The following is a 24,947-nucleotide window of genomic DNA, read 5'->3' on the forward strand; positions in this document are numbered from 1 at the left end:
GGATACCCGGGCATGAGGTTTTGCCTCATCGCAAGTGCTGGCGAATCCGCTAGGTTTCGCTCATGACCAGCGCCACCCGCAAACCCGTCGCGATCACCAAGACCCAGGCCCGGCGCCTGTGGCTGCGCGCCCAGCGCCTCGATGTCCCCGAGCCCTTCGGCAGCGGCCCTCAGGCGGCGACCGCCGCGGTGGAGCATCTGGGCTATGTCCAGATCGACACGATCAATGTCATCGAGCGCTGCCATCACCACATCCTGTGGAACCGCATCCCGGCCTATCAGCGCGAGCACCTGCGCCAGGCCCAGAGCGTCGACAAGAGCGTCTTCGAATACTGGACCCACGCCCTGTCCTATGTCCCGACCAGGGACCTGCGCTTCTTCATCAACGATATGAAGCGCCACCGGCAATCGCCGGGCACCTGGTTCGGTTCGGTGAAGCCCGAGGATCTGCGCAAGGTCCTGACCCTGATCCGCAAGGACGGCCCGCTCTCGATCCGCGATATCGACGATGACGTCCTGGTCGAGAAGGATCACGCCTGGGCCAGCCGCAAGCCGTCGAAGCGGGCCTTGCAACTGGCCTTCTTCACCGGCGCCCTGACCGTCAGCGAACGGGCCGGCATGCTCAAGACCTACGACCTGATGGAGCGGCATTTCGCCTGGGAGGCCAGGCCCCGGCCCGCCTCGGAAACCCAGACCCTGAACTACCTGCTCGACCGCGCCCTGCGGGCCCAGGGCCTGGTCAGCCTCGATTCGATCTGCCACCTGGATGCCAAGCGCAAGGCGCCGATCCGGCAGTTGATCGAGGGCCGGGTCCGGCGCCGGGAACTGGTGCCGCTGGCCGTCGACGGGGCCGGCAAGGTGGAACATTGGGCCCCGCCCGAAGCGCTCGATGCACTCGCCGAGGCGGCCCCGCCGGCGGTGGTCCATGTCCTGTCGCCCTTCGACCCGCTGATCATCCAGCGCAAGCGGCTGCACCTGCTGTTCGACTACGAGCACCGCTTCGAGGCCTATATCCCGAAGGAGAAGCGGGTGTTCGGCTACTTCGCCCTGCCCGTGCTGGTCGGCGATGAAATCGTCGCCGCCGTCGACCTGAAGGCCGATCGCGAGGGGCGCAAGCTGCTGGTCCAGCAATGGACCTGGGTCGGCCACGGTTCAGCCAGGACCCACAAAAAGCTGATCGAGCAGGAACTGCATCGCTTCGAGGCTTTTCAGCTCGACACCTGACGACGCACCCCGAAAGTCTGCCCGCAACCATCGAGCAGTTGATAGATATTGGAAGACCTGCAAGTAATGAGTTGCGCCGCGCCCCTGCCGCTGGCGTATGATGATGTTTTCCGAGGTCTCCCCCCGATGAATTCCGACGATCTGCCGGCACTGTCGCCCGGCACTTCAGCGAACGGCACAGGCGAAAGCCAATTGACCCTGGCAACACTTGCCCAGCTTGTATCGGCCTATTGTGTTGGCAACAGCGTTACCGCCGCCGATTTGCCATCGGTCATCGTCGCTATACACGACACTGTTGCCGGATTGGGACAGGCGCAACCCAAGGCAGAGGCCGTTCTTGTCCCGGCCGTGCCCGTGAAGGACTCGGTTACGCCGGCGCACATCGTCTGCCTGGAAGACGGGCTGAAGTTCAAGTCGCTGAAGCGCCACCTGGGCGCCAGTCACGGCTTGTCGGCCGAAGAATACAAACGCAAATGGGGCCTGGACGCGCACTATCCGATGGTCGCGCCCGATTATGCCAAGCTGCGCTCCACCCAGGCCGTGGCGATCGGGCTGGGCCGAAAGGCACCGGCAGCACCGCCCCCAAGCCGGCGAAGGCACCGGCCCCTGCCGCCAAAGCGGCAAAGCCGGCAAAATCGGCAGCGTCCGTTCAGCCGCCCGCCAAAGCCGCCGCCCCGGCACCGGCCAAGGCCGCACCGCCCGTGACCAAGGCCACCCAGCCCCCGGCCAAGGCCGCCCAGGCCACGGCCAAGGCTACCCAGGCACCGGCCAAAGCCCCGAGCGGCGAGGCGAAATCGCTGCCCCCGTTCCGCTATCCCGCCAATCGCTTCGCCAAGAAGGGCAATTGACCAGCCCCTCGGCGGCTAGCGGGTTTGGCCTTGAGGCGTCGTCCACGGCTGTGTCGCGGGCGGCGTCCATTGTGTAACCAAGAAAATCTCGCCGGACGAGTTGGTGGCCCGCATCCGGGCTACCGCCATGCTGGCATCGCGCCGCTTCACAAGCTCACTAAGGCTTGTATCCGATCACCATCGAATCCGGCCCCACCAATGGCTCCACGCGCGTGGAGACGAAGCCGGCCTCGCGCATCCACGTCTGGCAGTCGGCGCCGGTGTAGTCGAAGCCGCCATGGGTTTCGATCAGCATGTTCAGGCTCATGAGAAGGCCGAAGGCATTCTCGCGGCGCTCGTCATCGATGACGGCGTCGTAGACGATCACGGCCCCGCCCTTCGGCAGCGCGGCGAAGGCTTTATCGAGCAGAAGCCTTTTCTCCGCGAGATCCCAGTCGTGCAGGATGTGCCCCATCACGATCACTTCTACGCTGGGCATCGGATCGTCGAAGAAGCTGCCGGCCTGGAAGCTGATGCGGTCGCTGAGCCCCTGCTCGGCGATGAATTCCTCGAAGACCGGCCGCACGGCGGGCAGGTCGAAACCGACGCCGCGCAGGTGGGGGTGGGCCCGCGCGACCACCACGGGCACCATGCCCTGCGCCGCACCCACGTCGGCAAAGGTCTTGTACTTCGACCAGTCGAACTTGGCGGCGATCGCCTGCGCCGCACCGGCGCTGATGCCGCTCATGGCACGGAGGAAACCACGCAGCCGTTCGGGCTCGGCATAGAGTGCCGCGAAGAAGTCCTCGCTGTTTTTGCCTTCGTTCTGCGCCTCGCCCGTCTGCAGGGCTTCCGTGAGCGAGCCCCAGAAACCGTAGAGCCGGGCATTGGCCATTTCCAGGATGCCGCCCACATAGGACGGCTTCGCCTTATCGAGGAAGAGATCCGTATCGGGGCTGTTGCGATAGGCGCCGTTGTCACGCTCGAGCAGCTTCAGGGCCACCAGGGCGTCGAAGAAGTCGCGCGCCGCGCGGGGATGCAGTTTCAGCCTGGCCTGCAAGGTCGGCAGGTCGGCCGGACCCGCGGCGAGTTCGGTGAAGACGCCGAGCTCGACAGCGCTCAGCAATGTCTTGGAGTCCCAGAAGCCCAGGCCAAGCTGCATGATTTTGTCTGGTGTCACGTCGACCATGATCCCGTCCCCCGGCTTCAAGTGCGCGCTGAAATCGTGGCACCGCTCGGCGGGGCGCCCTGCCAAGGGCACCGGTGCCACGGTAAGAAATTGTTTCGAAAAGTCCGTTTCGGCCTGCCGTTCGGTGACACGGGCGAGCCGTTTGCGTCTCCGCACGGCACACCTTTTGAAACAGCCCCAGATATCCCCCGGCCGGAACGCCAACGAACCAGCCCTGTTTTCCCCAAGCAGGCAGACGTTAGCAAAGCCGTTGCAAACGGCAATACATTCCCCGTGCGGCTGCGTCGACTATTTTGCCAGCCGGCCAGCAGCCTCGGATCTGGGCGAAACCGCCGGTGGCGACATGTATAGCGCGCCAAGAAGTTTGAGCACACACGCCTAGCAGTTTGAGCACAGAGCCGAAGCGAAAAATCGGCCAGATCAGCGCCTGCTTCGGGGTAGCAACCAATACCCACAAGGGCCGGCCACCTCGGTGTGTACTGCGGTCCTATCTGGCGACCGCCAGAAAGCGCGCCAGCCGGCGACAATTCGGATCGGCAGGGCGACTTGGCAGCGACCCTGCTCGGCCTGCCGATCGGCACCGACTAACGCACGATCAGCGCGTCACCTTGTCGAGCAGCAGCTCCACGAAGCCCTTCTTGTTGCAGCCCTCGCACTTCAGCCGTGGCCGCAGATCCTTGAAGTAGACGCTGGCGAGCCCCAGCGCCTCGAATTGCTCCCTATTCAGCACCTTCCGGTGCTGCCGGCAGGCCAAGCACCGTACAACCACAACGTCCCATCGCCGCAGATCGCTGGGGCAGAGCGGGCCGTGGGGCAGCTCTGAAAATGGGGTGGGTTCCTTGACCATGCCCCATCCTAAAATGAGAACATTGCAGGAACAAGACGAGTCTCATTCCCGGTGGTCATTCACAATGTCAAAGAGCGGGTATCGCCGGCCGCGATCAGCGGCCGGGTGACGTGATGATCAGCTCGGCCGCCTTGATCGGCCGGATGCTGCCGTAAGTGGTTTCGACGGCCTGGATGGATGCCCAGGCGAACAGGCGCCGGATCTCGGGGCGGTCGTTGAGGGACAGCACGAAGCGGCCTCGAAGGCCCTTCAGAACCGCTTCGAGCCGCCCGAAATCCGCCCGCGAGAACAGGCCGTCGCCATAGTCCGCCTCGCAGCCCCAATAGGGCGGGTCCACATAAATTAATGTGTCCGGCCGGTCGTAGCGCTTGATGAAGACCTCGAAATCCAGCCGCTCGATGGTGACCCGCGCCAGACGCCGATGGGAGGCCAGCAGGTGCCGGCGCACGGCCACCGGCGACTTGCCGCGCGCGGTTGCGGGGTTGCTGATGAAGGAGCCATCGGTGGGGTCAGATCGGAACCGCGCCCCCTGAAGCATGTGGAACCGGGCTGCCCGCTCGATATCAGTCAGCGTCGCCGGGTTGCTGGCCAGCAGCCGGTCGAAGGTGGCGCGGGCATGGAGATCGAGGCGCAATTGGTCGAGCAGGGCCTTGGGGTGGCGCTGGACGATGCGGAAGAGGTTGACGATCTCGCCGCCGGCATCGTTGATCGCCTCGACCACGGCCGGCTTGGTACGGCGGAAGAAGATGCCGCCGGCACCGACGAAGGGCTCGGCATAGCAGCGATGCGGGATGGCCTCGATCATGGGGACGATGCGGCTCGCGAGATTGCGCTTACCGCCGAGGTAGGGGACCAGGCCCTTGGCCGACTTCATGAAGATCTGCCGACGCTCGCGGGCGCTCTGGCGTCGGGCTCGTGGCCCTGAAATGGGTGACCAGGCCGCAACGGCGGCACTTGATCTCGATGCCGTCCAGGCAGGCCGAAGGAGCCGCCCGGAACAAGAGAACATTACAGCAACATCTAATAGCGCGCACGCTCGAATCACCGCATTCTTGGCCCCGCCTGGTCGACAGGTGGCGGGACGGCCTAGCAGAGGCCTGGCGAAGTCGTGCGGGTGCCCTCCCCGCGGTTCGGGGTGCGTCAACACCCCGTCCCCCGCCGGCCGGTGGCCGCCAAGGAAATCAGCCGTCACGTTGGCCACCCCGCGTCGAGATCGAGCAGGTCGAGCGCGGTGTGCGTGTCAGCCGCGTCGATCGCCGCCTTGCCTTCCCAGGCCACGGCATAGAGTGCGGCGACCCGCATCGTGACCGCCTGAGACAGCCCGATCACCTGCTCTGGGGTCAGCAGCCTGGTCAGGTCGTCGGCTGCCCGGAAGGGGATCAGCACATTCTCGGCTTGGGCGGTGATGGCGAGCAGGGCAAAGGTGGTGAGCCCCAGGATATTGCGGAAGTCGGTGTCGTTCCTGGTGTCGACGGTGAACACCAAGCCCCCGCCCAGGTCGACCGGAACCCCCGCCGCGATATGGCTGTCGCGGATCACGTCAACCTCGGCGCGCAGGGCCAGGCGGTAGGCCTGCAAGGCCGGCGGCGGGGTCAGCCCGCCTGCCGGTACCGGCTCGATGTCCGCCCCCGCGACCTCGAACGGCGCCAGCGCTGCCGGCATCCGGTCGATGCTGGCCAGGAAGGCGGAACCAGGCCCGCGCTCGCCCTGGTCGCCCTCGCTCGAAGGGTCGGGTCTGCGCAGCCAATGGTCCACGGCCTGCGCGCCCACCGCCGACAACGCGGCATCGACCGCGGCGGCCGCCTCTGGACTGTCGAAGATCAGGACAACGCTGCGCATGTCGGGCCTATGCCGCCAGGGACTGCAACTCGGCGTCGGCGATCCGCGCCGGCCAATACTTCAGGCGGCGCAGATACCCGTCGAGATAGGAGGTCGCGCCGGCCGCCTCGCTCTGGCCGATGGTCAGCTTGTTGACGCCCGTGGGCATGTCCGCCGCTGTGTCGCTGACCACCGTCGCCGGGGTGTAGACCGCGGCGACGCTGTCCTTCACCCAGGCCGTAGCACAGCGGGCGACGGCGCCGGCCGAGAGCACCGCCCCCGAGAGCTGTGCCTGGGCGACGCCCGCGGTGGTGACGCGGGCGCGGGGCGTGCCGCCGGCATCGACGCGCAGGTTGACGGTGTTCGAACTCGACCCGTCCGACAGGGTGGCGATGTAGTAGGTCTGGGTCACCCCCGACTGCGTCGGATAAGCGTGGTCGGCCGACCATTCGGCGAGGAAGGCACCCGCCAGCGCATTGAAGCTGATGCCGGTAAAGGGAAACGACACGGTATCGACCGCCCGCGTCACCGTCGCCGCCGTGGTCGGGATATAGGAGCTGGGATAGGCGCCGATCTCGCACTGGGCGCCGCCAAGGTAGAGGCCCGACGTGCCGTCGCCGGCATAGGCTGACGCCCCCAGCGCATCGAGCATCTCGACCTCGGCATTGCCCGACGCGGTCGCGGTCGCCGTGCCCACCACATAAGCATAGAAGAAGCCGTTGACCGCCGGCAGGATGCCGCCGCGCACGGCGCCGCCGCCGGTCGCCGTCACCGCACCGGTCGACAGGTCGACGTCCACGAAGCAGTTGGCCGCGAACTGTGACGACGGCAGCCGGATCCGAGCACGGGTGCGCTCGCCCTTCAGCAAGCGCGCGCCCCAGCAATAGTCCTGGCCGGTGGTGTAGGCGATCGACTGCGCCGCGTAGTGTCGCACCGACGATGCCGCCTCGACCAGCTTGTCGGCGGTGACGGTACCGAAGGGGCCGGCGACGGCATTGGCGGTGACGCTCGCCGCCGACTTGATCCAGGCGGCGTTGTCGATCTCTTCCGAGCGCAGCGCCAGGTTGGTTCGAGAACCTTCGATCTGAAGGCCTCGGCGCTCGCGCGTGACCGGGTCATAGGCGATGCGTGGTTCATTGACCTGGGCGGTGCGCAGCAGGCCGTCCTGGCCGATGCAGGTGGCGATCGATGCGCGGCTGAAGGTCAGGCGCGGGTCGAGCATGCCGGCATGGACGAATTCAAGGGTAAGGCCGGGCGCGGGAATGGTCATCAAAGCACCTCGTAGTTGGTGGCGCTGGAGGCGCCGATGTTGACGGTGGTTTCGGACGCTATAGTGAGGTCGGCGGCGGTTCGATTGATCGTGTCGCTGCCGGCACGGGCGACGGTGAGCGAGGTCGCTCCACCCCGCTTGATGATGACCCGCCACGGATCACGCAGGCTTGCAGCGGGTGGCAGGGCGAAGGTCAACGCGCCGCTGATCGCGATGAAGGTCTTGCGGTTGTCGGCCGCCGACAGGGTGAAGCTGTTGGTGACTTCCAGGATGGGCGCCGTGCTCAAGGCTTCGGCCGGCAGGAAGGCTGCGCTGCCCAATTGGTGGAAACGCACGAGGTCGAGCATGCCCCAGCCCAGGTGTGCCGGGATGCGCGTGAGATCGAACCAGACCGCGGCGGCGGCGGCCGCATCCACGCAGACGTAGATGGTCGAGGGCGTCGTGGTGGTGTCGAGCCAGAGCGAGCCGAACCAGGCGCCGACGCTCAAGTCGTCGGTCGCGATCGGCGCCCGCGCTTCCTTGAAGTGGGCGACCTGGCCGGCAGCGATCCGCATCAGATGCTCCTGAAGCCCGTGGCGGCGCGATAGATCTCCTTCGCGGTGCCGGCCGTCACCGACAGGGGACCGGCGCCACCGTCGATCGTGTCGGCGCCGACGACGGCGACCGAGACGGCGGTGGAACCGTGGATGTTCTTGGTCTTGCACCACCAGCCGTCACGGCAAGAGGCGAAGGCCGGCAGCGTGAGCGGATGGCCGTTGCTGAAGATCACCGCGCCCACCTGGTGGGGCGAGATCGTCAAGGCCCCGGTGGTCTCGATCGGCAGCAGCAGGGGCGCCACCTGGTCGAGGAAGGCGAGCGCCCCCAGGACGGCGATACGCGGGATGCCGGTCGGGGTCAGGTTGATGCCCCCGGTACCGCCGACGATGGCCGCGATGTTGCTCGCATCGGCCGCCGTTTGAACCGCGCTCGCGGCCACTTCGAGGGCCATTCGAGCAGCACCCTTCATGACCAGGGCGACGTCATCGAGGGACGGCTCGAAATTGACCTGGTGACCACCCGCCGCCATGCCGCCGGCATTGCTGGTCGGGTTGTAGGCAGCGCCGTTGTAGAAGGCTTCGAGGCGCAGCCGGGCGGCCTCTTCAAGCGTGGTGAGCCCGCTCATGCGAGGATCTCCTCAAGTTCAAGGGACAGGGTCCAGAAGCGCCGATCCTGGCGCCTCGGCTCGCCACCGCCCGTGATGCGGGCGGGCCAGGCTTCGCGGAACAGATTGCCGGTGTCGTCGATATCGGGAACGAACAGGACAGGGTCGACCACGTCGCGGTTGATCGACATGTCGTAGAGGCGCATCGCCTCGTCTTTCGACAGCATCGACCACTGCATGGTCTGGCGCCGGGCGATGCGGCGGCGATCGACAATCACGCCACCGCCTGGTGTCTCGTCGACGATCGAGCGGCTGCGGCGATTGAGCGAGCGGCCGAGGTCGAAGTTGTACTCGGCCACGATCGGGTCGCCCATCATCAGGTAGCCGATATCGAACTGACCGGCCGTGTTCGCCGTGTCGGACAAGTCGATGCGCCAATAGCGGGCGACGGTGCCGCCAGCCAGCGGGATGACCAGGTGGCGGGAATAACCGGCGATGTCCTTCACCCGCGGCTGGCCGGTCCAGAAATTGGGCTCTTCCCAGGGCAGCGAGAGCGATGACACCACGCGGCCCAGGACGAGTTGCGAGGCGACGTTGAGGATATCACCGGTATGGCCTGACGTGGTCGAGGCGCGATAGGCAAAGGTCGCCTGCAGGGACAGGGTGTGATGGCACAGGGCAATCCAGCGCACGGCCTTGTTCGCCCCCAGGTCGATCTCGATGCGGCTGTTGACCGGGTTGGCAATGGCGGTGCAGCGGGCCGGCCGGGCGATCATCCGCGGGTCGAGCAGGTTGGTCAGCGGCAAGGCCCAGGTGCCGCCGGAAAGCACCACGCCGGTATCGAGGCTCAAGTTGTCGTGAAGGATTGCGCCCTTCGCCATATCAGCCCCACAACCTCAAAGTGACCAGATGCCGCGCGGGCGTCAGGGGGCGCTTACCGATCACGCGGTAGAGCCCGGAAATCGCCTGCTGGGGATAGTCGAGCTGCACGCAGTCGTCGCCCAGGCGCAGCCCCAGGCTGACCTCGTCCAGTTCGACCACCACGCGCCAGCTCTCCCGCGCGACGCCGAACAGGGCGCCGAGGCTGTCCGCCAGTGCCTGGGCGTCGGCGGCGGCAACCAGGGGCGTATCGATTGTCAGCTCGCGGGCATTGGGATAGGCCGCGGCGATCGTGGGCGACGTCCAGACCGCGGTGCGCCATTCCTCGGCCAGCTCGCGCGCCCGGTCGGTGCCGATCACCGCGCCGGCCAGGTCGGCCTCGCGCATGACCGTGTAATTGCGGGCATAGCGCACGGTGATCTTCTTGGCCGGGACCAGGCTCTCGCTGTCATCGACCTCGATCGAGCGGACGGCATACTGGTCGATGGTCAGGGCGGCGGGGCCGGATGGTGCGGTCAGCCGGCCGACCTGCCACACGCCCGCGGCATCGGGGATCGCCCAGCCAGCGAAGCCTCGCGCCAGGGCGCCGATGGCCTCGGCATAGGTGGTGGCGTCGGGCAGCCACAAGCCGCAGGCGGCGGGCGCTGAGAGCGTTCCGAAGCTGGCGCCAATATCGCCTGGGGGCGTGCCGCGGCGCTCGAGCAGGCGCTTGATCAGGGCGGGTGCGGTGGCGGTGTAGCCGCCAGCCCCGATGGTGCCTTGCATGCCCACGGTCACGGTGCCGCCCAGGCCGCCGCCGTACTTCAGCAGGCCGCGGGTGCGGTCGCGCAGATAGTGCCCGGAAACCGGCGAAGCTGCGTCGAAGGCGGCGCCGGTCAGGTCGGCATCGCGCACCAGGTTCGCATCGCCGCCACGGTCGCGGATCGTCTCGGTGGTGAAGTCGCCGCCGTCGTTGATCTGAAGCACCTGGGCGGGGCCGTTCGCACGCGGCGGCGTGATGTTGGCCTTGGTCAGGTCGCCCAGGGCCAGCGGCACCGGCTTGCCCTTGAGATCGTCGGACAGGCCCTCGTAACCGGTGGCGCCCACGTTGGTGCCCAGATAGAGGCGGGTCTGCACGTCCTGCTCGATATCGGCGCGCTTGTCGTGGATCGCCAGGCGCAGGCGCGACGGGCCATCGGTTCGGACCTCCCATTGCGGCCGTTCGACCCGGCCTTTCAGCAGGCAGGTCCAGGTGGCGAAGGGATCGGGCGTGCCATCCTGCGCCGCCCGGCCGAGATAGATGCCGATGTCCTGCCAGCGCCAGGTGCGATAACCCGACAGGCTGCCATCAGCGTTGCTCACCACCAGGTCGCCGGCACCCAAGGCGCCTTCGAGCCGTGACAGGTCGGCATAGACGTCGAGCGAGACGTCGCCGCCTTCCAGCAGCCGCGGGTCGCATAGCGCGTTCGCGCGGTCGGGATCGGTCGCGGCAAAGGGCCGGATCGGGGTATCGGTCCACCGGAAGGTGTTCGTCGAAACCCCATCGGTGGCCGTCACCTCGGCGAGCAGGACGCGGGTCGCGCTCATGCCGCACCTCGCCGGGCCGCCAGCTTGGTCACCTGGGCATTGGTGGTGGCCAGCTCGCGGGTCATCGCATGCACTTCACGGCGCAGCTCGGCGTTGTCCTCGGCCTGGCCGTTCTGACCCGACACCAGGACATCGACCACCTGGCGCAGCATCTCGGCCATGGCCTGGATGTCCCGGCGCAGGGCATTGAAATCGGCGGCGGCGACCGAAGCCCCGCCGTTGCTGCCCGTCGCGGACGCGTCGGCGATCGGCGGCGGGGTGACGAGCGCGATCGGCGTGTTGACCGGCTGGCGGCCGGCGGCGTCGATCGCGCGCCGGGCGTCGCGGCCGACGTCCAGGCGCAGGGTGCGGATGATGCCGTCAAGGCCGTTGTCGTTGGCGGGGAGCCGGCCGGTGCGGTTGACCATGTCCAGCCAGGGACGGGTTTGCGCGGTGACGGACGATGCGCGGGTGACCCATTCGCCACCAGCCAGGCCGATGGTGCCGCCGCCGGCATATTGGGCCAGCACGCTGTCGACGTTCCACGTACCGTTGCCGACCTGGCCGCCGTCGCGCATGGCGGCGACGGGCGGGACGAAGGGATGCGCCGCCCGCTCGATCGCCTCGGCCAATGCCTTGACGCCCGCCTGGGGATCGCTCCAGTCGATGCCCTTCATCGCCTTGCGATCGTCGCCGTCCAGCCCACCCATGGTGCCCGACAGATTGGCCAGCCACTGGGCGATGATCCCGTCGTAATCGTTGGGGTCATCGACAAGCAACCGGCGCTCGCCACCCGAGGCCGCGTTGATGATCAGGCGCATGCCATAGCCATCCGCGCCGCCGACGCCCTGGGAGCGCATGGTCAGCTTGAAGCCGGGCAACGTCCCTCCCACCAGCTTCTGCACTTCCTTGCCCATGTCGCTGATCATCTTGCCGACGGTCTGCAGGCGGGGGATGTTGGTCTCGCTGCCGATATCGGTGTTTTTGACCACCTCGCCGAAGGTGTCGGTCGCACCGTCGTAGCTCTGGGTCACCGCCCGCATATGGTGGCCGTCTTCGACGGCATCGGCGATGCCGCTGGTCTGCGCCATCACGTTGCCAGCACCCTTCGCCGCGGCATCGCCCTTGGCGCTCACCTGGGCGTCATAGGAGGCGCGGGCGGCAGCGACAGCGGCTTCATGCGCCTTTCGGGCCGCGTCGGCATCCAGGATGGCCTGCTGGTCGGCGTCCAGCTTGAGGTATTGCGCCAGCAGCGCCGCGACCTTCTCGCTGCCGGCGACGACCGCGGCGACCAGGCTGGCCTGGGCGGCATTGCCCCCGCGATCACCTGTTTGATCTGCTCGCTGACCGCGCCTTGCTCCTGCGCCAGGCGCGCCAGGATATCGGTGGTGGCATTGCCGGTGATGATCTCGCCGGTCTGATCCTCGATCGCGTTGCCCAGGGCATCGGACAGGTCGAGGCCGTCCAGCAGCGCCTTGACCTGGGCATCGGTCAGGTCTCGGATCTTCACCACCTGGCCGGTGGTGGCGTTGGTCGCGACGACCTGGTCGCCGAGCAGATCGGCCAAAGCCTCCTGCACCTCGTGCAGGCGCTCGCGGATGGGCCCGCCCGCCGCCGTCTCGCTCAAGCCGGTCGCGGTGATCGCCCGCAAGGCCTGGATGACCTCGCGAATGCCGGTCGCGCCGGCCGTGGTGCGACCGCTGATGCCCTGCTCGGCCGCCTGCAATGCGGCAGTGACCGCCGCGGCCTTGGCCGTGCTGGAGAGCCCGCTATCGGTGATCGCCGACAGGGCCGCCAGCACCTTGCGGGTGGCCAGGCCCTCGGCCGTGTCGTTGCCGGCCAGCAGTTGAGACGAGGCCTGGATCGCGGCCTTGAGCGGCGCGGCTTCCGAGACGCTGACCAGGCCATCCGCCGTCGCCACTGACAGGGCATCGATCACCCCCTTGAGGGCGCGGGCCTCGTCGGAATTGTTGCCGGTGATGCCGATGGTGGCGCGGCCGAGCGCATCGCGCACCGTGTCGGCGCGGGCGACCGCCACCAGGCCGGTGCGGGTGACATCCTGCAGGGCGGCGATCGTGCCGCGCAGGCTGGTCGCCGCGGCGGTGTTGTTGCCGACCAGGGCGGTCTGCGCCGCGTTCAGGGCGCCGGTGATACCCCGCGCGCGGTTGACATCGATGCCGCCTGCGATCTCGCTGCGGACGTCACGCACGGCCCGGATGGCATCGCCCAGCTTGCCGGTTGCCGAGGTGGCCTGGCCGACCGAAAGGGTGTTGGTCCGCTCGATCAGATTGCCGATGACATCGAGCGCCGAGAGCTGCTCGCGCAGCAGGGCCGCATTCGGGCCTTCGGGCGCGGTCAGGTTCTCGCGAATGGCTTCCAGGACGCGGGTCTGGGCATCGAGCAGATCGGCCTGAGTGTCAGCCGACCCGGCCAGGCCCCCGGCCGAAACGCCCGCCTGTTGAAGCAGCTTCGAAGCCCAGTCGAAATCGCTTTGATAGGCGGGCGCGGAGGCGTTGTAGGCGCGGCTGTCTTCCAGGAAGGCCTGGACGGCGGCGGGCAGGTTCTTCATGGCGTCCAGGTCGCCGCCCTTGGCCTTGGTGGCGGTCTGCGTCAGTTCCTGGCGCCGCTGGGCCAGGATCTCGGCCGGCGACAGGGTCGAGAGGTCGCCCGTCTTCAGGGCGGCAATCGCGTCGTTGATCGAGCCCAGGGCATCGCGATAGGCGGCCGCCGATCGGCGCGCCGCGGTGGCGGCATCCATGGACGTCGAGATCTGCTCGTCGATCGCCCGGCTCACCAAGCCCAGCGACAGGCCCAGCTGCGCGCCCAGGTTCTCGCTGGCATTCACGATCTCGGCGATGCCGGCGAGCTGGGCGTCGGTGGCCTGGCGCACGGCGGCGGCGACTTCCAGCGCGGCCAGCCGGGCGACCTTGGACATATCGAGGCCGAGCGTCGCGGCTTCCTTCTGCCGGATCTCCTGGGCTTTGAGCAGATCGGTGACCTGATCGAAGATCCCGAAGCCGGCGCCCTGGTTGATCGCGCGGTCGAGGCCGTCGTCGAAGCTGTCGCGGATCTTCTGCATCGACGCGGCATAGCCCGCGGCGACCTCGGTCTGGGTCAGCCCCAGGTCGGACGCCCGCTCGCGCAGCACCTTGAAGGTCTCGTCGAGCGCCTTCATGGCGGCCTCGGTCTGAGTGATGTCCGTCTTGGCGTCCTTCAGCCCGACCAGAACGAGGGCATACTCGCGCACCGCCGCGGTGGCGCCGCCCAGGTCGAGTTCCTCGGCATCGTCCTGGAACTTCTTCAGCGCATCGATCTGCGCCGTGAGGCTGTCCCTGATCCCCTTGCGCATGTCGTCTTCAATGCCGACGCCGCCGCGCAGGGCGTCCACGGCATCCTTGAAGTCGGCGGCGAAGACGAGCAGGCGCAGCGCTTCGTCGATGTCACCCGAGAAGTCCACCTTGCTCAGGGCCTTGGTGACCTCTTCGGGCAGCTTGTCGGCATAGAGTTCGCTGATCTTGATGATGGTGCGGCCGATGATCGACTTGACCCCATCGGTGCTGGTCTCGCCCCGGATCTGGCCGAGATCCTTGCCGTCCTGCCAGAGCTGTGAATAGGAGCCCTCGCGGCTGCCGATCTCGAACTTGAGCTGCAGGTCGCTGAAGTCGACGTATTTGCCGAAGGCGGCAAGGGAGGCATCGCGCACCGCGGCACCGGCACCCGTGGCGGCATCGAGATTGGCCTGGCTGAACTTCTTGCCGTTCTGATGGAACGTCCGCGGGTCTTTGTAGAAATCGTCATAGACCACGTTGGCCGTCTTGTTGCTGGGCTTGTCGTTGTCCATGCCGCCGATCAGGCCGGCGATGGCGCCGATGATGGCGCCGATCGCCGTGCCGATCACCGGGACAACCGAGCCGATCGCCGCACCGGCCGCGGCGCCGCCCACGGCACCGCCGCCCATCGACACCAGCTTGTTGCCGGGCGCAATGCCGCTGAGCAGCTGGCCGATGCCGTAACCCGCCGCCAGGATGCCGATGCCGGGGATGATCGTGCCGCCCAGCGTGACACCGCCCGCCGCGGCACCGCCGCTGGCCGAGAGGCCGCCGGCAACGGCCCCGCTGGACGCCGCCCCGCCGCCGATGGCAAAGCCGCCCGCACCCGAGGTCAGGCCGCCGGCCAGGGCGCCGCCAGCGGCAGCGCCGCCGCCGACCGCAAAGCCCGAGCCCACAGAGGCCACGCCCGTCCCGAAGAGCGGCGTGCTCATGAGGCCGCCGACGCCCGTGATGCCCAGGCTGTCGGTGATGCCGGCGAAGATCGACGAACCGGCGCCGCCGCTCAGGCTGTCGGCCAGGCCGAGGACTTGCTGGCCGGCGCCCAGATAGTCGAAGCCGCCACCGGCACCCCCGTTTATGCTGGGCATGGGCACGCCGCCGCCCGTGGTCAGCCCCAGCTGCGAGGCGGTGCCCTGGCCGAGGAAGGCATTCGCCACGCCGCCGACGATCGGCTGGAACACCAGCAGTGCTGCGATCTGGGCGGCGACGTCCTTCATGATGTCCAGCAGCCGGTCGCCGAAATCCTCGAAGCTGTCGACATTGCCGTCGAGGACGTCGCGGAAGGTATCGCCCAGGCTCTCCTGGATGGCTTCGCCGGCCTTGCGCACGGCGCCGGTCAGGGCGTCCGAGATCTCGGTGCGCTGGCGCAGGGCTGCGTTGGTGCGCAGGGTCTCGTCGTAGAGCCGCAATTCCTCGCCGGCCTGGACGCGCCAGTTGTCGCCGTACTGGCGCTGCAGCTCCAGTTCCTTCTGGCGCAGGGCGACCAGATAGGCCCGGCGCTCGGCGGTCTCGCCGGCCAGGCTGAGTTCATATTGGGCGAGGCCCAGGCTCTCCCGCTGGGCCTGAAGGGCGGATGCGGCACTGAAGCCGGCGGCGGCATCGTTCGCCTCCCCGTAGGCATCCCGCAACAGCTGGATGATGCGGGTCAGTTCCTTCTTCGCCGCCCCTTCGGCGTTGGCCTCGGCCACCAGCAGCGGGCGCAAGGCCTGCTCGAGTTGAAGCTGCTTCTGGGCCTCGGCCTGCGTCATGGTGCCGGCAGCGACGGCCTCGGTGACCCCGCGGTGCGCGGCGGCCTGGTCGCGCAGGTCGGTGACCTGGCGAGCCCCCTCCACGGCGGTCTGCGCGACCTGCTGGGCCAACAGTTCGCGGGCGCGGGCCTCGGCATCCACGCCACTGGTCAACGATGCCTGGACGGCCTCGCGCTGGGCCGCGGCGGCCTCGCCGGCCGAGGCGCTGGTCAGGTAGGCATCGGCGACGGCGTAGAGCGAGGTGACGTTGGCAGACAGCGCCGCGCTCTCGCGGCCGATCGCGACGGTGCCTTCAGCCAAGGCACGCGCGCGGGCCTGCTCTACCCGGGCGGCGGCCTCGCCGGCCGTGACCTCTTCGCCGGACAGGGAAATGCGCTCTCGCTCGCCGGCCAGCCGCGCCCGCTCGGCGGGCGACCTGGCGCTCAAGAGTTGGATATCGATCTGGGAGAGCTGCTGGGCTTTCTCGGCAGCCGGAATGTAGGTCGTAATTGCGCGACTGGTCGCGTCGATCGCGGCCGCGATCTGCGCTTGCTCGGCAGCGGTTTGACCAGGCGCCCCGACGCCAGTCTTGAGCGCCGTAAGCTGATCCCCCAGGCGCTGTTGGCGCAACATGTCGGAGGTCGCGGGCGATCGTCCAGCCACACCCAAAGCGGCATCACCTGCGGCTCTGGCGGCGCCAAGTGCAGCTTGCTCGGCCGCGGCGGCGTCGCGAACCTCTACCCTGCTTTCCAGGTCCCTAAGCTCGCGCTCCATCTCCACGATGCGGGCATCCGCCGACGCGCTACCTGGCACTGAGCCGGGCCTGTTGCGCCGATCGGCTTCAATCAGGCGGCGCACCTCAGGCGGTGTGTCGGCCGAGATTTCCGGGGCACCCTCCCTGAGCCTGGCGATAGCCGTGCGCAGTTCTGCAATCCGGTCATCATCGGATGGCCCGGATATAGCCCTGTCCACCGCGCTACCGATTGCGCCCATGGCATTGGATGCCATGCGTGCCACAAAATCCCATGCCCGACCGAGAGCTGTAGTCGCTTCGGTGGCATCCACCAACCGCGGCCGAAGCGCGTCGAGCAGCACCTTCTGGGCTTCGGTCCTGTTGTTCTGGTCGACCAGGCGCTGGACGTAGCGGGCAGTGGCGCCATCGACCAGGCCGAGGGTCTGCGACAGGGTCTGGGCACCGCGCGCCGGGTCGGCGAACAGCTCGGCCAACTGGCCGGTGGCGGTCTCGACGTCGGCGCCGATCGTCGCCGCGAAATCCTTTGCAATGCCGATGAGGCCCTCGAACTGACCCACCCCGATCTTGCCGGTGTGCAGGAGGGCGACCTCGATGTCGCGAGCGGCCGCGACCGAGATCTCCCCGGCATCCGATGCTTCGTCGGCGATACGCCGCAGCTGCTCGACGGTGGCGCCACTGGCCCGCCCGACGCCGGCGGCGGCAACCTCGACCTGCTTGGTCGAGGCGATGTAGCTGTAGAAGGCCAGGCCGGCGGTAATGACGCTGCCGGCAAGCGCACCGAAGCCCACGCGGGCAACTGTCACCTGCTCGCCCAAAGCCTTCAGGGTATTGCGGGCACCGCCAAAGATGGGCGTGATCTGACTTCCCTGCTGCAGCAGGACGAGCAGCGGGTTCATGCCGCCGGCCAGCGACACCGCGACGTCGTTGAGCTGGAAGGAGAGTTGGCCCAGTTCACGGCCGGTCAGCTTGCCGGTGGCCGCGTAACCCGACATGGCGCGATTGTGGCGGTTGAGCGCCTGCGTCGCCGCCTCGAATGCGACGCCGCTCTTGGTGACGGCTGCCGCGGCCTCGGCTTCACTGATTGCCCCGATCTTCAGTGCGCGCGAAATCTCGTCCAGGGCGGCCTTGTGCTGTGCCTCGGCGGCATAGAGGGGCACGTATTTCGTCCGCAGGCCATCGACCTCGGAAGCATGCTGCGAGACGCCGGCGGTCAGGTTCCGCCAGGACGCCCGGATGTTCTCGATCTCCGTTGCCTGTAGGGCCACCGCGGCCGAGATACCGCTCCAGGACGAGGCGACCGCATTGCCCGTCACCGTCGCCTGCTGCGCCAGCTCGCGGATCTCGGTTCGCGCCGCGGCGGTCTCGGCGGCCAGGCGATCCGCCGCGGCAGCACCCGCATCAACCGCTGCCGCCTCTTTGGTAACGGCCGTCGACACGATATCGAGCGTGCCGGCAAGATCGCTCGCTGCCGTCTCGCCCTGCTTCAGGCCCGCGTCAAGCTTTGCCCCGGCTGCCGTGGCCGCGGCGCCCAGGATGGTCAGAGCCTCCTTGGAGCCAACCAGTTCGGCCTTGAGTTCACTGCCATCGGCGGTGATGCGGAGACGCAGGGACAGATCAGCCACGGCGCGACCTCGCCTGCTGGCGCTCGCGTTCCTCGCGGCCGCGGAACACGGCCAGTGCCTCGATCTCCATGGCTTGCAGGTCGGCCATCACATTCCCGTCCAGCGTCAACCCCTGGGCATTGGCCACCACCGCGACGGCGGCGTAGTTGAGGCCGACGATCGAGCCCCCCATGCCGGCGTGCAGCCATTGGGTGGCCACCGACTGAAAGAACGCGAAGGCGGCCAGGTTCTCAGGCCACAGCTCGATCTCGGTCTCGGTCGCGAAGCGGGCGCGAAGCTGGTCCGCGCCCGGCCCGACGATGCCGAAGCCCGCGAGTTCTTCCTCAAGAGCCTCGCGGGCTTTGGTGGTACTGCCGCCGCCCGTTGCCCAGGTCCGGGCGGCGTCGCTCAGTTTTTTCGCTTGGCCATGCCGTTCGACAGGCTGGGGAAGTAGGCCTGGGCGACAGCGATGGCGACCGGGGGATTGCGCAGGAGCGCGTCCCGGATCTCGTCGCTGAAGGAGATCGGCTGGTTGGTGTCTTCGTCGATCAGGCCTTCCCAGCCGATCCACGCCTCGCGCAGCACTTCCTTGTCGGGATCCTCGGTGATCGAACTGCGCAGCTCGCGCTGGCGGTCGTGATCGATGACCTTGAAGCGGCCCTTGAACGACTCGGTGTCGAAGCCGCCCCGCTCGTTGGGCTGCTTCACGGTGACGGTCGCGGTGAAGGTGCGCTCTTTGCCGATCGAGATCTTCATGACGAAATCAGTTCCTGTCGTTGAGTGGATGCTTGCGGTTACGCCGCGTTACTGGATCGTGATGGTGAAATCGTCCGTCGCCGAGTTGACGCAGAGGTTCAGCCCGGCCTGGATCATCAGGAGCTTCTGATCCTCCTGGTACTGCGGGTCGACCAGCTGGGTCTTGCTGCCGGTGACGATGACCTTCTTGCCCGCGGCCGAGCCGTGGGTGATCGACAGGACGTCACGGGTCTCGGTTTTGATGGTGGCGATCCAGTCCTTGGTCAGGATGTCCGGGGCTTCGAACAGGATCGTGCCGACCGCCTTGCGGTCGACATAGTTGATGCCCTCGTAGTTAGTGTTGTTGCGGTAGACGTTCTCGACCCCGAAATCGACCTCGAACGACTTCACGCCCAGCGTCGTGCCGTGCAGGGTGATCACGGTGTTGGCGAAGGAGACTTCCTCGGGATCCTTGAACGCGGTCAGGGTCGCCGAGGGCATGGCCGCATCGGCGATGCCGCCATAGAGGCCCATGAACGAGAACTGGAAGCGCGGGATGGCCAGGGCGGCGCCGACCAGCTTCACGGTACCGCGGCAGCCCAGGGCCTTGTGGCGCAGCCGGCCGATGTAGAAGTAGATGCTGGCCGAGGTCTCGCCGCTGTCCACTGGCTTGTAGTCGACGCGGGTGGTGGCGACGACGGTTTCCGCCATGGCGCAGGCGATCAGGGCCGGGCCATAGCCAGGCGCGGTGCCCAGCGGGGTGCCGGCGCCGGCCGCTTCGACCTCGAAGCTGATCATCATGTGCTCGCCGACGATCAGGGCGCCCTCGTTACCGAGGCGGCCACCATCCAGGTCGCGTTCCACCTTGTCGGCCTTCAGCGGCTCGATGCTGCCGTTGTAGGTCATGACCGCGTTGCTGCCGCCGACCGGCACGCTGTCGACCCCGTAGGTCGCCTCGGCCTTCAGCAGGACGATCTTCTGTTCCCATTTGTAGGCCATTGGTCAGGTCTCCTTAACGCTTGGGCTTGAGCGAGGGCGGCGGGGGCGGCGAGAGGGTGACCGGATCGCCACCCTCTCCATCGACCTGCTCGGCTCGCGGGGTATCGGGGACTACCGGCGCCGCCGGCTTGAACTTGTCGGTGGTGTAGACGCTGCTGCCGTCCGCATTGCGCGGGCCTGCGGCGCTGGGCGTGGTCGGCCCTTCGACCTGGACCAGCTTGCCGCCATCGTCGACGCGATAGCGGCCACCCTGGGTCGGCGTTGCGGGAGTCTCGTCGGACATCAGGAGACCTTTCGGATGTAGCGGTCGGTCGACCAGGTCGTAACAAACCAGACGACGCCGTTGCCGGCCGGGGCCGAGCGGGAGGCGACGAAATTGATCGGGGCGTGGCGCTCCACGTCCGGGGTCCAGCCGGCGAGGGCGTCCTCGGTCGCGTCGCGAAACTGATCGACCGCCGAGATCCGCTTGCCGCCCTTGGCATCGTCGTATTGGCGGATCACCACGGCGGTCAGGAATTCGACCTGGACGCGCTGGCTATGGGCGCCGGTGCTGCGCGTGTTGGGTTCGCCCGCCTCGTCGTAGGGCAGAACGAAGCAGGTGCCGTGCCGCGGCTTGGTGCCGGCGGCCAGCGCTTCAAGGGCCTCGGCTCCCTCGATCGCGATGAAGGGCGGCATCGCGGCGGCGACCAGGCGGTCGATGATGGCGCCGATCACAGGAAACCCTCCAGATTGGCGTCCGTGAAGACGGGGTCGGACCCCGCATACTGGACACCGCCCGCAGTGCCCGCCTGGGGGGTGATGCCCGCCAGATCGGGCAGCAACAGGCGGCCGGCGGCAGCATCGCGCAATTCCGCCAGCGCATCCTTGTAATCACGCACGACATGATCGGGGGCGCCGTCGCGGTGCAGGTGGTAGCGGGCGATCGAGACCGCCCACTTGAGCACGATGCTCGGCACCGTCGACAACGGCATGAGGTATCGGATGGCGAGGTAGGCGTCGATGGTCTGGCCAGCGGTGTCGATCGCCGCCGCGATCACCGCGGGGTCGGCGATGTCGTCGTTGTCGCGATCGGCGATCTGAAGGATCTCAGCTGCGCCGGCCCGTTCGACCAGGTCATCGAGGGTGGCGTAGCTCACGGGGTCTGCCCCGCGGCACGCGTAGCCCAGAAGACCGCCTCTTCAAGCCGCCGCTGAGCGAGGATGGCCTCGGCCTTGTTGGGCAGCTCGTCGAGCAGATCCCAGAGGGCGGTGGCGGCGTAGAATGTGGCGTGGACGCAGAAGGCCACCGGCTCGGTTTCCGGCGGCACCGCGCGCTTACCAATGAAGTCCTTGAACGGGTTGACCGCCATGATCAGGCCCCCTGCCGGGGCGCTTGCCGGGCTTCTGCGAACCCTTCGAGGCGGCTTCGGCACGCATGGCCACGATGGCGGCGTCAAGGCGCGACTCACGATCGTCGTCAGGCAGGCCATTCCACGCATCGACCGTCAGTCCGCTGTCGCGGTGGGCGCGGACCACCACGGTACCCAACTGGACTTGGGCACCGCCGATATCGATGTGCGAGGGCTGGACCGAACTGCCCACGAGGGCCTTTGCGGGGTCAGGCCCGCCTTTGCCCGCGTCCGTAAGCTCGACGACGCCATCGGGCAGGCCGGCGATGATCTCGTCGGGAAGATCGATGACCTTCCCGCCGGCCTCGTACAGCTTGCCGTCACAGTGCAGGTCGCGGAGGATGCGGACCTTCATCACGCCACCGCGCTCTCGAAGAAGTAGCCGAGGTCGGGCGCCGTGATCAGCTCCTTGACGCTTTCGCCCGCACGCACGCGGATGGAGCCGCGCAGGCCGGTCTTGGGCTCGGGGATCTGGCCCGCGACCTTGCCGCCGTACTGCATGGTCATGCCGAAGGTGGCACGGCCATTCTTGTTGCTGGCAAGGCCGTCGCGGCGGATCAGGGCGGCATGCTTGCCCCAGAGGCGAGCCTTGGCCAGCGCCTGGCCCTTCTTGGCGGTATTGACGAAGGCCGAGCCGACGATGATCTCGTCGAGTTCGAACAGATCCGCCACGGCCTGGCGCGTCGCAATGCCCTTGTCACCGTCGTTGCGGTGCACGGCCTTCAGGATCGCCGGGTTGGTCGAAAGGGCGGTCCACGTGGGCCGGCCCAGCACGAGCACATTGGCCCGCATGATCAGCGCATCCTGTGCGGCCGTGATGGCCGCGACGGGATCCGACGATGCGTGCGACCACTGTGAGGTACCGGCCAGCACCACCTTGTTGCCCACCGGATAGGTGGCCGCTGCGAAGACGGAATTGGCCACGCGGCGCTCGCGATCCAGCAGGACCAGGTCCATGACACCCTGGGCGGCGTGCGAGAGCGGGTTGTAACCCACCGGGGCATTGTTCACGTCGTCGATCGGCACCACGTCATCCAGGCCGTAGTCGATGGTCTTCGAGGTATCCTCGGTGGCCGAGAATTCGACCTCGTTGGGTTCGCCCTTGCGGCCGACAGTGGTGTCGGGGATGGTGATCTGCTCGCCGAACTCGAACTTCAGCCATTCGAAGGTCTGCTTGCTGAGAAGCGGGCTGATACGCGGCAGCACACGATCGGCGACCAGGTCGCCATTGGCGTAGGAGATGACAACCCCGGTCAGCTCGGGATCGACAGGAAACGGAAAGCCGGTCATGTGGAAGCTCCTTAGCCCTGGACCTGGGCGGGCAGGATGAAGACGAGGGCGATATCGCCTGCGACGGCCGATACTTCGGCCCGGCCAACGACGCCGTTGTTGGTGCCGGCCGCCGGGGCCGCCGCGACGGCCTTGCCGTCCACGTCGGCGGTGACGTAGCCGCCGCGGGTGACGGTGCCGCCGAATTCGACCTCGGTGAAACCCGAGCGAACCACGTCGACACGCTCGCCCGATGCCGCGCCGCCAGGATGGTCGGTCACACCGATCAGCCCCTCGGTGGCCGCGGTGGCCTGGAGCACGGCGCCATCGGCGGCACCGAACTTGACGATGCGGCGATGCGCGATGGCACCGCCGGCGGTGTAGGTTTTCACGAGCTTGCCCATAGGCTCAGGCCCCCTTCTGCTTGAGACGGTCCAAGGCGTCGGCAGGCGAGATCGTCTCGCCCTTCTTCTTGGCGTCCTCGATTTCGGTGTTGATGGCGCCGGCAATGGCGACGGGGTCGGCGAAGTCGACCGAGTGGGCCTTGCCACCGGCGATCTCCTTGGTCACGACGGGCAGGGGCAGACCTGCCAGCAGGTCCCGAAAAGCCTGGCGTCCGGTGCTTGCCTTGGTCTCCCCGCCATCGGCGAAGGACAGCGTGCCGTCGTCGAGCTGCGAGAACAGCGCGGTGGCAGTAGCCTGCATGCCGATCGGCAGGCGGCCGGCGGCGACGACGGACGTCACGAAGGCCGCGTCTTCCTCGGCGCGGGCCTTGGCCTGGCTGTCGGCAAACTGCGCCTGATCGGTGGCGAACTTCGCCTCCTTTGCGGCAAGCTCGGCCGCGCGCCGTTCGAGTTCGGCTGCATTCGCAGCGGTCATGTCAGGCTCCTTGGTGGGGTCGGTGTAGAGAGGGGACGGGTCCGGCCGGGCTTCGACGGCAGTTTCGGTCAGGCTCTGGATTTCCCACTCGGACAAGATTTCGTCGGCCTTCGCCAAGCCCTCCTTGCCGATCATCCAGTCGCGCAGGCGGCGGAAGAGACGCGCCGCGGTACCGGCGGTGGCCGAGGTCGACCAGTCCGAGAATTCGATGGTGACCACGCCGTCGCCGCCGGCTGCGAATTCGACGGGCTTGAGGCCCTTCACGGCGGGGGCGGCGGCGCCCAGGAAAGCGACGTGGCGCAGGTACCAGCCGCCAGGGGTGGGGTTGTTGGGTGAGGTGGGCGTGTAGAACGCCGCCGAGATCGTCTTGAAGCGCTTGGCCTTCACCAGGTCGGCGAAGGCGGGGTCGATATCGGTGGGCGTCGCCACCAGGCGGTCGCCGTCGACGGCCAGGCCGCCGATCCACCCATAGGCGGGCGCGTCGGTCTTGGGATGGCCGACGCAGATCGGCGCCTGGTGGTTGGCCGGGTCGTAGGCATCGGCGATCACGGCGAGGTCGCCCTCGGCATATTCGAGGGTCACCCCCTCGTTCGAGGTATGGGTGCCGGCGCGGAAGATTTGAAATGGCTTCATGGGGGCCGATCGTGCCCGCGCGGGGCGTCTCGATCAGACCGAAGGAATGACCCCCGAGCCGAGCCCCCGGATGGCCCCGCGAAGCCTTTCCGAATGCCCCCGAATGATGAGCAAACAGTTTTCAGGGCCCAAGGGTGCGCCAGGCAGCTTCCGGCGCTGTAGCACCCGCTTTTGAGGGGTCGGCCCTCAAGGGCCAGATTGTCCCCCGACGCCAGGTCGAGGAAGTCGCCCAGGATCTCCAAAACCGCGACCTTGTCCTCGGCCGAGATCCCGAGGAAGGGCCGGGCCGGGATCGGGATGGTGTGCTCGCCGATCGTCACCCACCTGGCACTGCTGCCGGGTGAGCCCGGCGCGGCGAAGCGCAGCTTCGAGCCGGCCTTGGTGCCATCCTTTTTGGTAAAGGCCCCCTCGGAAGCCGTGCGGAACGACATCTGCCGGCTGCGGGCATGCCGGGTCACCGAGCCGCCGAACTGGTGGATGGCGGCGTAGATCGCATTGGTGCCGACATCGAGCTGGCCGTCGGCGGCCTGGTAGACGATCTGCGCCAGCGTGCCGGTCTCCCGCAGGATCCCCGGCCCCTTCTTGGTCTTGGCATAGGCCGGGCTCAAGGGCTTGAAGGCCGTGCCGTCCGGCGATTTCTCGGCCTTGATGCGCGCGATCGTGCTCTCGCGTAGGTGCTCGCCGATATTCTTCAGGGCGGGTTCCGGCCGCTCGCCGGCCGCGATCAGGCCCTGCAGCGCGGCAATAATCGCCGAATCATCGACGGTGATCTTAGCGCCGGCCATGTGCCCTCACATTGCAAAGGCGGCCCAGCGGGCCTATGTTGTGGGTGTCCTGGCCGAGGCGCCGAACGCCCTCCGTAGGCTTCAGGACATGAGCGGGTGCCGGTCGGCCG

At 67.7% G+C, this 24,947-nt stretch carries 27 protein-coding genes; 3 read left to right on the forward strand and 24 right to left on the reverse strand.

Annotation, left to right across the window (positions count from 1 at the left end):
* Positions 1-62 precede the first annotated feature (62 nt).
* The 3 genes from D3874_RS02955 to D3874_RS29030 are packed head-to-tail and all read left to right on the forward strand — an operon-like array spanning position 63 to position 2,071.
* Entirely contained in the window at positions 63-1,223 is a 1,161-nt protein-coding gene (locus D3874_RS02955; protein WP_119776298.1) for a winged helix-turn-helix domain-containing protein, read from the forward strand.
* Positions 1,224-1,271: 48 nt separating this feature from the next.
* On the forward strand, positions 1,272-1,928 hold the full coding sequence (locus tag D3874_RS02960; RefSeq protein ID WP_233559801.1) for a MucR family transcriptional regulator: 657 nt from the start codon (positions 1,272-1,274) through the stop codon (positions 1,926-1,928).
* The gene (locus D3874_RS29030) at positions 1,925-2,071 is read left to right on the forward strand and encodes a hypothetical protein (protein WP_199698897.1); all 147 of its coding nucleotides are present in this window, start codon (positions 1,925-1,927) and stop codon (positions 2,069-2,071) included. Before D3874_RS02960 ends, D3874_RS29030 begins: the two co-directional genes overlap by 4 nt.
* Positions 2,072-2,228: 157 nt before the next feature.
* On the opposite strand, the gene D3874_RS02965 is transcribed toward D3874_RS29030, so the two are convergent.
* From D3874_RS02965 to D3874_RS03065, 24 genes are all read right to left on the reverse strand, one after another.
* Positions 2,229-3,239 (reverse strand): methyltransferase, encoded by a 1,011-nt coding sequence (locus tag D3874_RS02965; protein ID WP_119776304.1) that lies wholly within the window; start codon positions 3,237-3,239, stop codon positions 2,229-2,231.
* 595 nt (positions 3,240-3,834) lie between these two features.
* Complete coding sequence (locus tag D3874_RS31050; protein ID WP_274380559.1) at positions 3,835-3,969, reverse strand: hypothetical protein; 135 nt, start codon at positions 3,967-3,969, stop codon at positions 3,835-3,837.
* 211 nt (positions 3,970-4,180) lie between these two features.
* A complete protein-coding gene (locus D3874_RS02970; RefSeq protein WP_119776307.1) occupies positions 4,181-4,960 on the reverse strand; it encodes a DNA adenine methylase in 780 nt (259 codons plus the stop codon).
* On the reverse strand, positions 4,920-5,120 hold the full coding sequence (locus D3874_RS31820; protein ID WP_119776309.1) for a Com family DNA-binding transcriptional regulator: 201 nt from the start codon (positions 5,118-5,120) through the stop codon (positions 4,920-4,922). Before D3874_RS31820 ends, D3874_RS02970 begins: the two co-directional genes overlap by 41 nt.
* 154 nt (positions 5,121-5,274) lie before the next feature.
* Complete coding sequence (locus tag D3874_RS02980) at positions 5,275-5,925, reverse strand: DUF4376 domain-containing protein (protein ID WP_158595798.1); 651 nt, start codon at positions 5,923-5,925, stop codon at positions 5,275-5,277.
* 7 nt (positions 5,926-5,932) lie between these two features.
* Positions 5,933-7,174 carry a phage head spike fiber domain-containing protein gene (locus D3874_RS02985; protein ID WP_119776314.1) on the reverse strand — a complete coding sequence of 414 codons (1,242 nt, stop codon included), beginning with the start codon at positions 7,172-7,174 and terminating at the stop codon, positions 5,933-5,935.
* Positions 7,174-7,728 (reverse strand): hypothetical protein, encoded by a 555-nt coding sequence (locus D3874_RS02990; protein WP_119776316.1) that lies wholly within the window; start codon positions 7,726-7,728, stop codon positions 7,174-7,176. Before D3874_RS02990 ends, D3874_RS02985 begins: the two co-directional genes overlap by 1 nt.
* A complete protein-coding gene (locus tag D3874_RS02995) occupies positions 7,728-8,336 on the reverse strand; it encodes a hypothetical protein (RefSeq protein WP_119776319.1) in 609 nt (202 codons plus the stop codon). The genes D3874_RS02990 and D3874_RS02995 overlap by 1 nt, the downstream gene beginning before the upstream one ends.
* Positions 8,333-9,196 carry a hypothetical protein gene (locus D3874_RS03000; RefSeq protein WP_119776322.1) on the reverse strand — a complete coding sequence of 288 codons (864 nt, stop codon included), beginning with the start codon at positions 9,194-9,196 and terminating at the stop codon, positions 8,333-8,335. The genes D3874_RS02995 and D3874_RS03000 overlap by 4 nt, the downstream gene beginning before the upstream one ends.
* 1 nt (position 9,197) lies before the next feature.
* A complete protein-coding gene (locus D3874_RS03005; protein WP_119776324.1) occupies positions 9,198-10,760 on the reverse strand; it encodes a hypothetical protein in 1,563 nt (520 codons plus the stop codon).
* Positions 10,757-11,875 (reverse strand): hypothetical protein, encoded by a 1,119-nt coding sequence (locus D3874_RS03010; protein WP_119776327.1) that lies wholly within the window; start codon positions 11,873-11,875, stop codon positions 10,757-10,759. Before D3874_RS03010 ends, D3874_RS03005 begins: the two co-directional genes overlap by 4 nt.
* A complete protein-coding gene (locus D3874_RS03015; protein ID WP_119776329.1) occupies positions 11,872-18,171 on the reverse strand; it encodes a phage tail length tape measure family protein in 6,300 nt (2,099 codons plus the stop codon). The genes D3874_RS03010 and D3874_RS03015 overlap by 4 nt, the downstream gene beginning before the upstream one ends.
* Positions 18,164-18,562, reverse strand: coding sequence for a DUF1799 domain-containing protein (locus tag D3874_RS31055; RefSeq protein WP_274380563.1), 399 nt, complete (start codon positions 18,560-18,562; stop codon positions 18,164-18,166). The genes D3874_RS03015 and D3874_RS31055 overlap by 8 nt, the downstream gene beginning before the upstream one ends.
* Positions 18,559-18,906: a hypothetical protein gene (locus D3874_RS29890; protein ID WP_233559803.1), complete on the reverse strand. Its 348-nt coding sequence runs from the start codon at positions 18,904-18,906 to the stop codon at positions 18,559-18,561. The genes D3874_RS31055 and D3874_RS29890 overlap by 4 nt, the downstream gene beginning before the upstream one ends.
* A 48-nt stretch (positions 18,907-18,954) precedes the next feature.
* Positions 18,955-19,884, reverse strand: a complete 930-nt coding sequence (locus D3874_RS03025) for a phage tail tube protein (protein ID WP_119776333.1) — start codon at positions 19,882-19,884, stop codon at positions 18,955-18,957.
* A 13-nt stretch (positions 19,885-19,897) separates the two neighbouring features.
* A complete protein-coding gene (locus D3874_RS03030) occupies positions 19,898-20,167 on the reverse strand; it encodes a hypothetical protein (protein WP_119776335.1) in 270 nt (89 codons plus the stop codon).
* On the reverse strand, positions 20,167-20,598 hold the full coding sequence (locus tag D3874_RS03035) for a phage tail terminator protein (protein WP_119776337.1): 432 nt from the start codon (positions 20,596-20,598) through the stop codon (positions 20,167-20,169). Before D3874_RS03035 ends, D3874_RS03030 begins: the two co-directional genes overlap by 1 nt.
* Positions 20,595-21,020 carry a gp436 family protein gene (locus tag D3874_RS03040; protein ID WP_119776339.1) on the reverse strand — a complete coding sequence of 142 codons (426 nt, stop codon included), beginning with the start codon at positions 21,018-21,020 and terminating at the stop codon, positions 20,595-20,597. The genes D3874_RS03035 and D3874_RS03040 overlap by 4 nt, the downstream gene beginning before the upstream one ends.
* On the reverse strand, positions 21,017-21,232 hold the full coding sequence (locus D3874_RS27790) for an Acb2/Tad1 domain-containing protein (RefSeq protein WP_147385494.1): 216 nt from the start codon (positions 21,230-21,232) through the stop codon (positions 21,017-21,019). Before D3874_RS27790 ends, D3874_RS03040 begins: the two co-directional genes overlap by 4 nt.
* Positions 21,198-21,626, reverse strand: coding sequence for a hypothetical protein (locus D3874_RS03045; RefSeq protein ID WP_119776342.1), 429 nt, complete (start codon positions 21,624-21,626; stop codon positions 21,198-21,200). Before D3874_RS03045 ends, D3874_RS27790 begins: the two co-directional genes overlap by 35 nt.
* Positions 21,626-22,561, reverse strand: a complete 936-nt coding sequence (locus D3874_RS03050; protein ID WP_119776344.1) for a major capsid protein — start codon at positions 22,559-22,561, stop codon at positions 21,626-21,628. The genes D3874_RS03045 and D3874_RS03050 overlap by 1 nt, the downstream gene beginning before the upstream one ends.
* An 11-nt stretch (positions 22,562-22,572) precedes the next feature.
* Positions 22,573-22,932: a DUF2190 domain-containing protein gene (locus D3874_RS03055; protein ID WP_233559804.1), complete on the reverse strand. Its 360-nt coding sequence runs from the start codon at positions 22,930-22,932 to the stop codon at positions 22,573-22,575.
* A 16-nt stretch (positions 22,933-22,948) separates the two neighbouring features.
* A complete protein-coding gene (locus D3874_RS03060; protein WP_119776349.1) occupies positions 22,949-24,052 on the reverse strand; it encodes a peptidase in 1,104 nt (367 codons plus the stop codon).
* Positions 24,049-24,837 carry a phage virion morphogenesis protein gene (locus D3874_RS03065; RefSeq protein WP_119776351.1) on the reverse strand — a complete coding sequence of 263 codons (789 nt, stop codon included), beginning with the start codon at positions 24,835-24,837 and terminating at the stop codon, positions 24,049-24,051. The genes D3874_RS03060 and D3874_RS03065 overlap by 4 nt, the downstream gene beginning before the upstream one ends.
* Between the last annotated feature and the right edge of the window lie 110 nt (positions 24,838-24,947).

The sequence above is a fragment of the Oleomonas cavernae genome (genome assembly GCF_003590945.1).
In the GTDB taxonomy this organism is placed as follows: Bacteria; Pseudomonadota; Alphaproteobacteria; order Zavarziniales; family Zavarziniaceae; genus Zavarzinia; species Zavarzinia cavernae.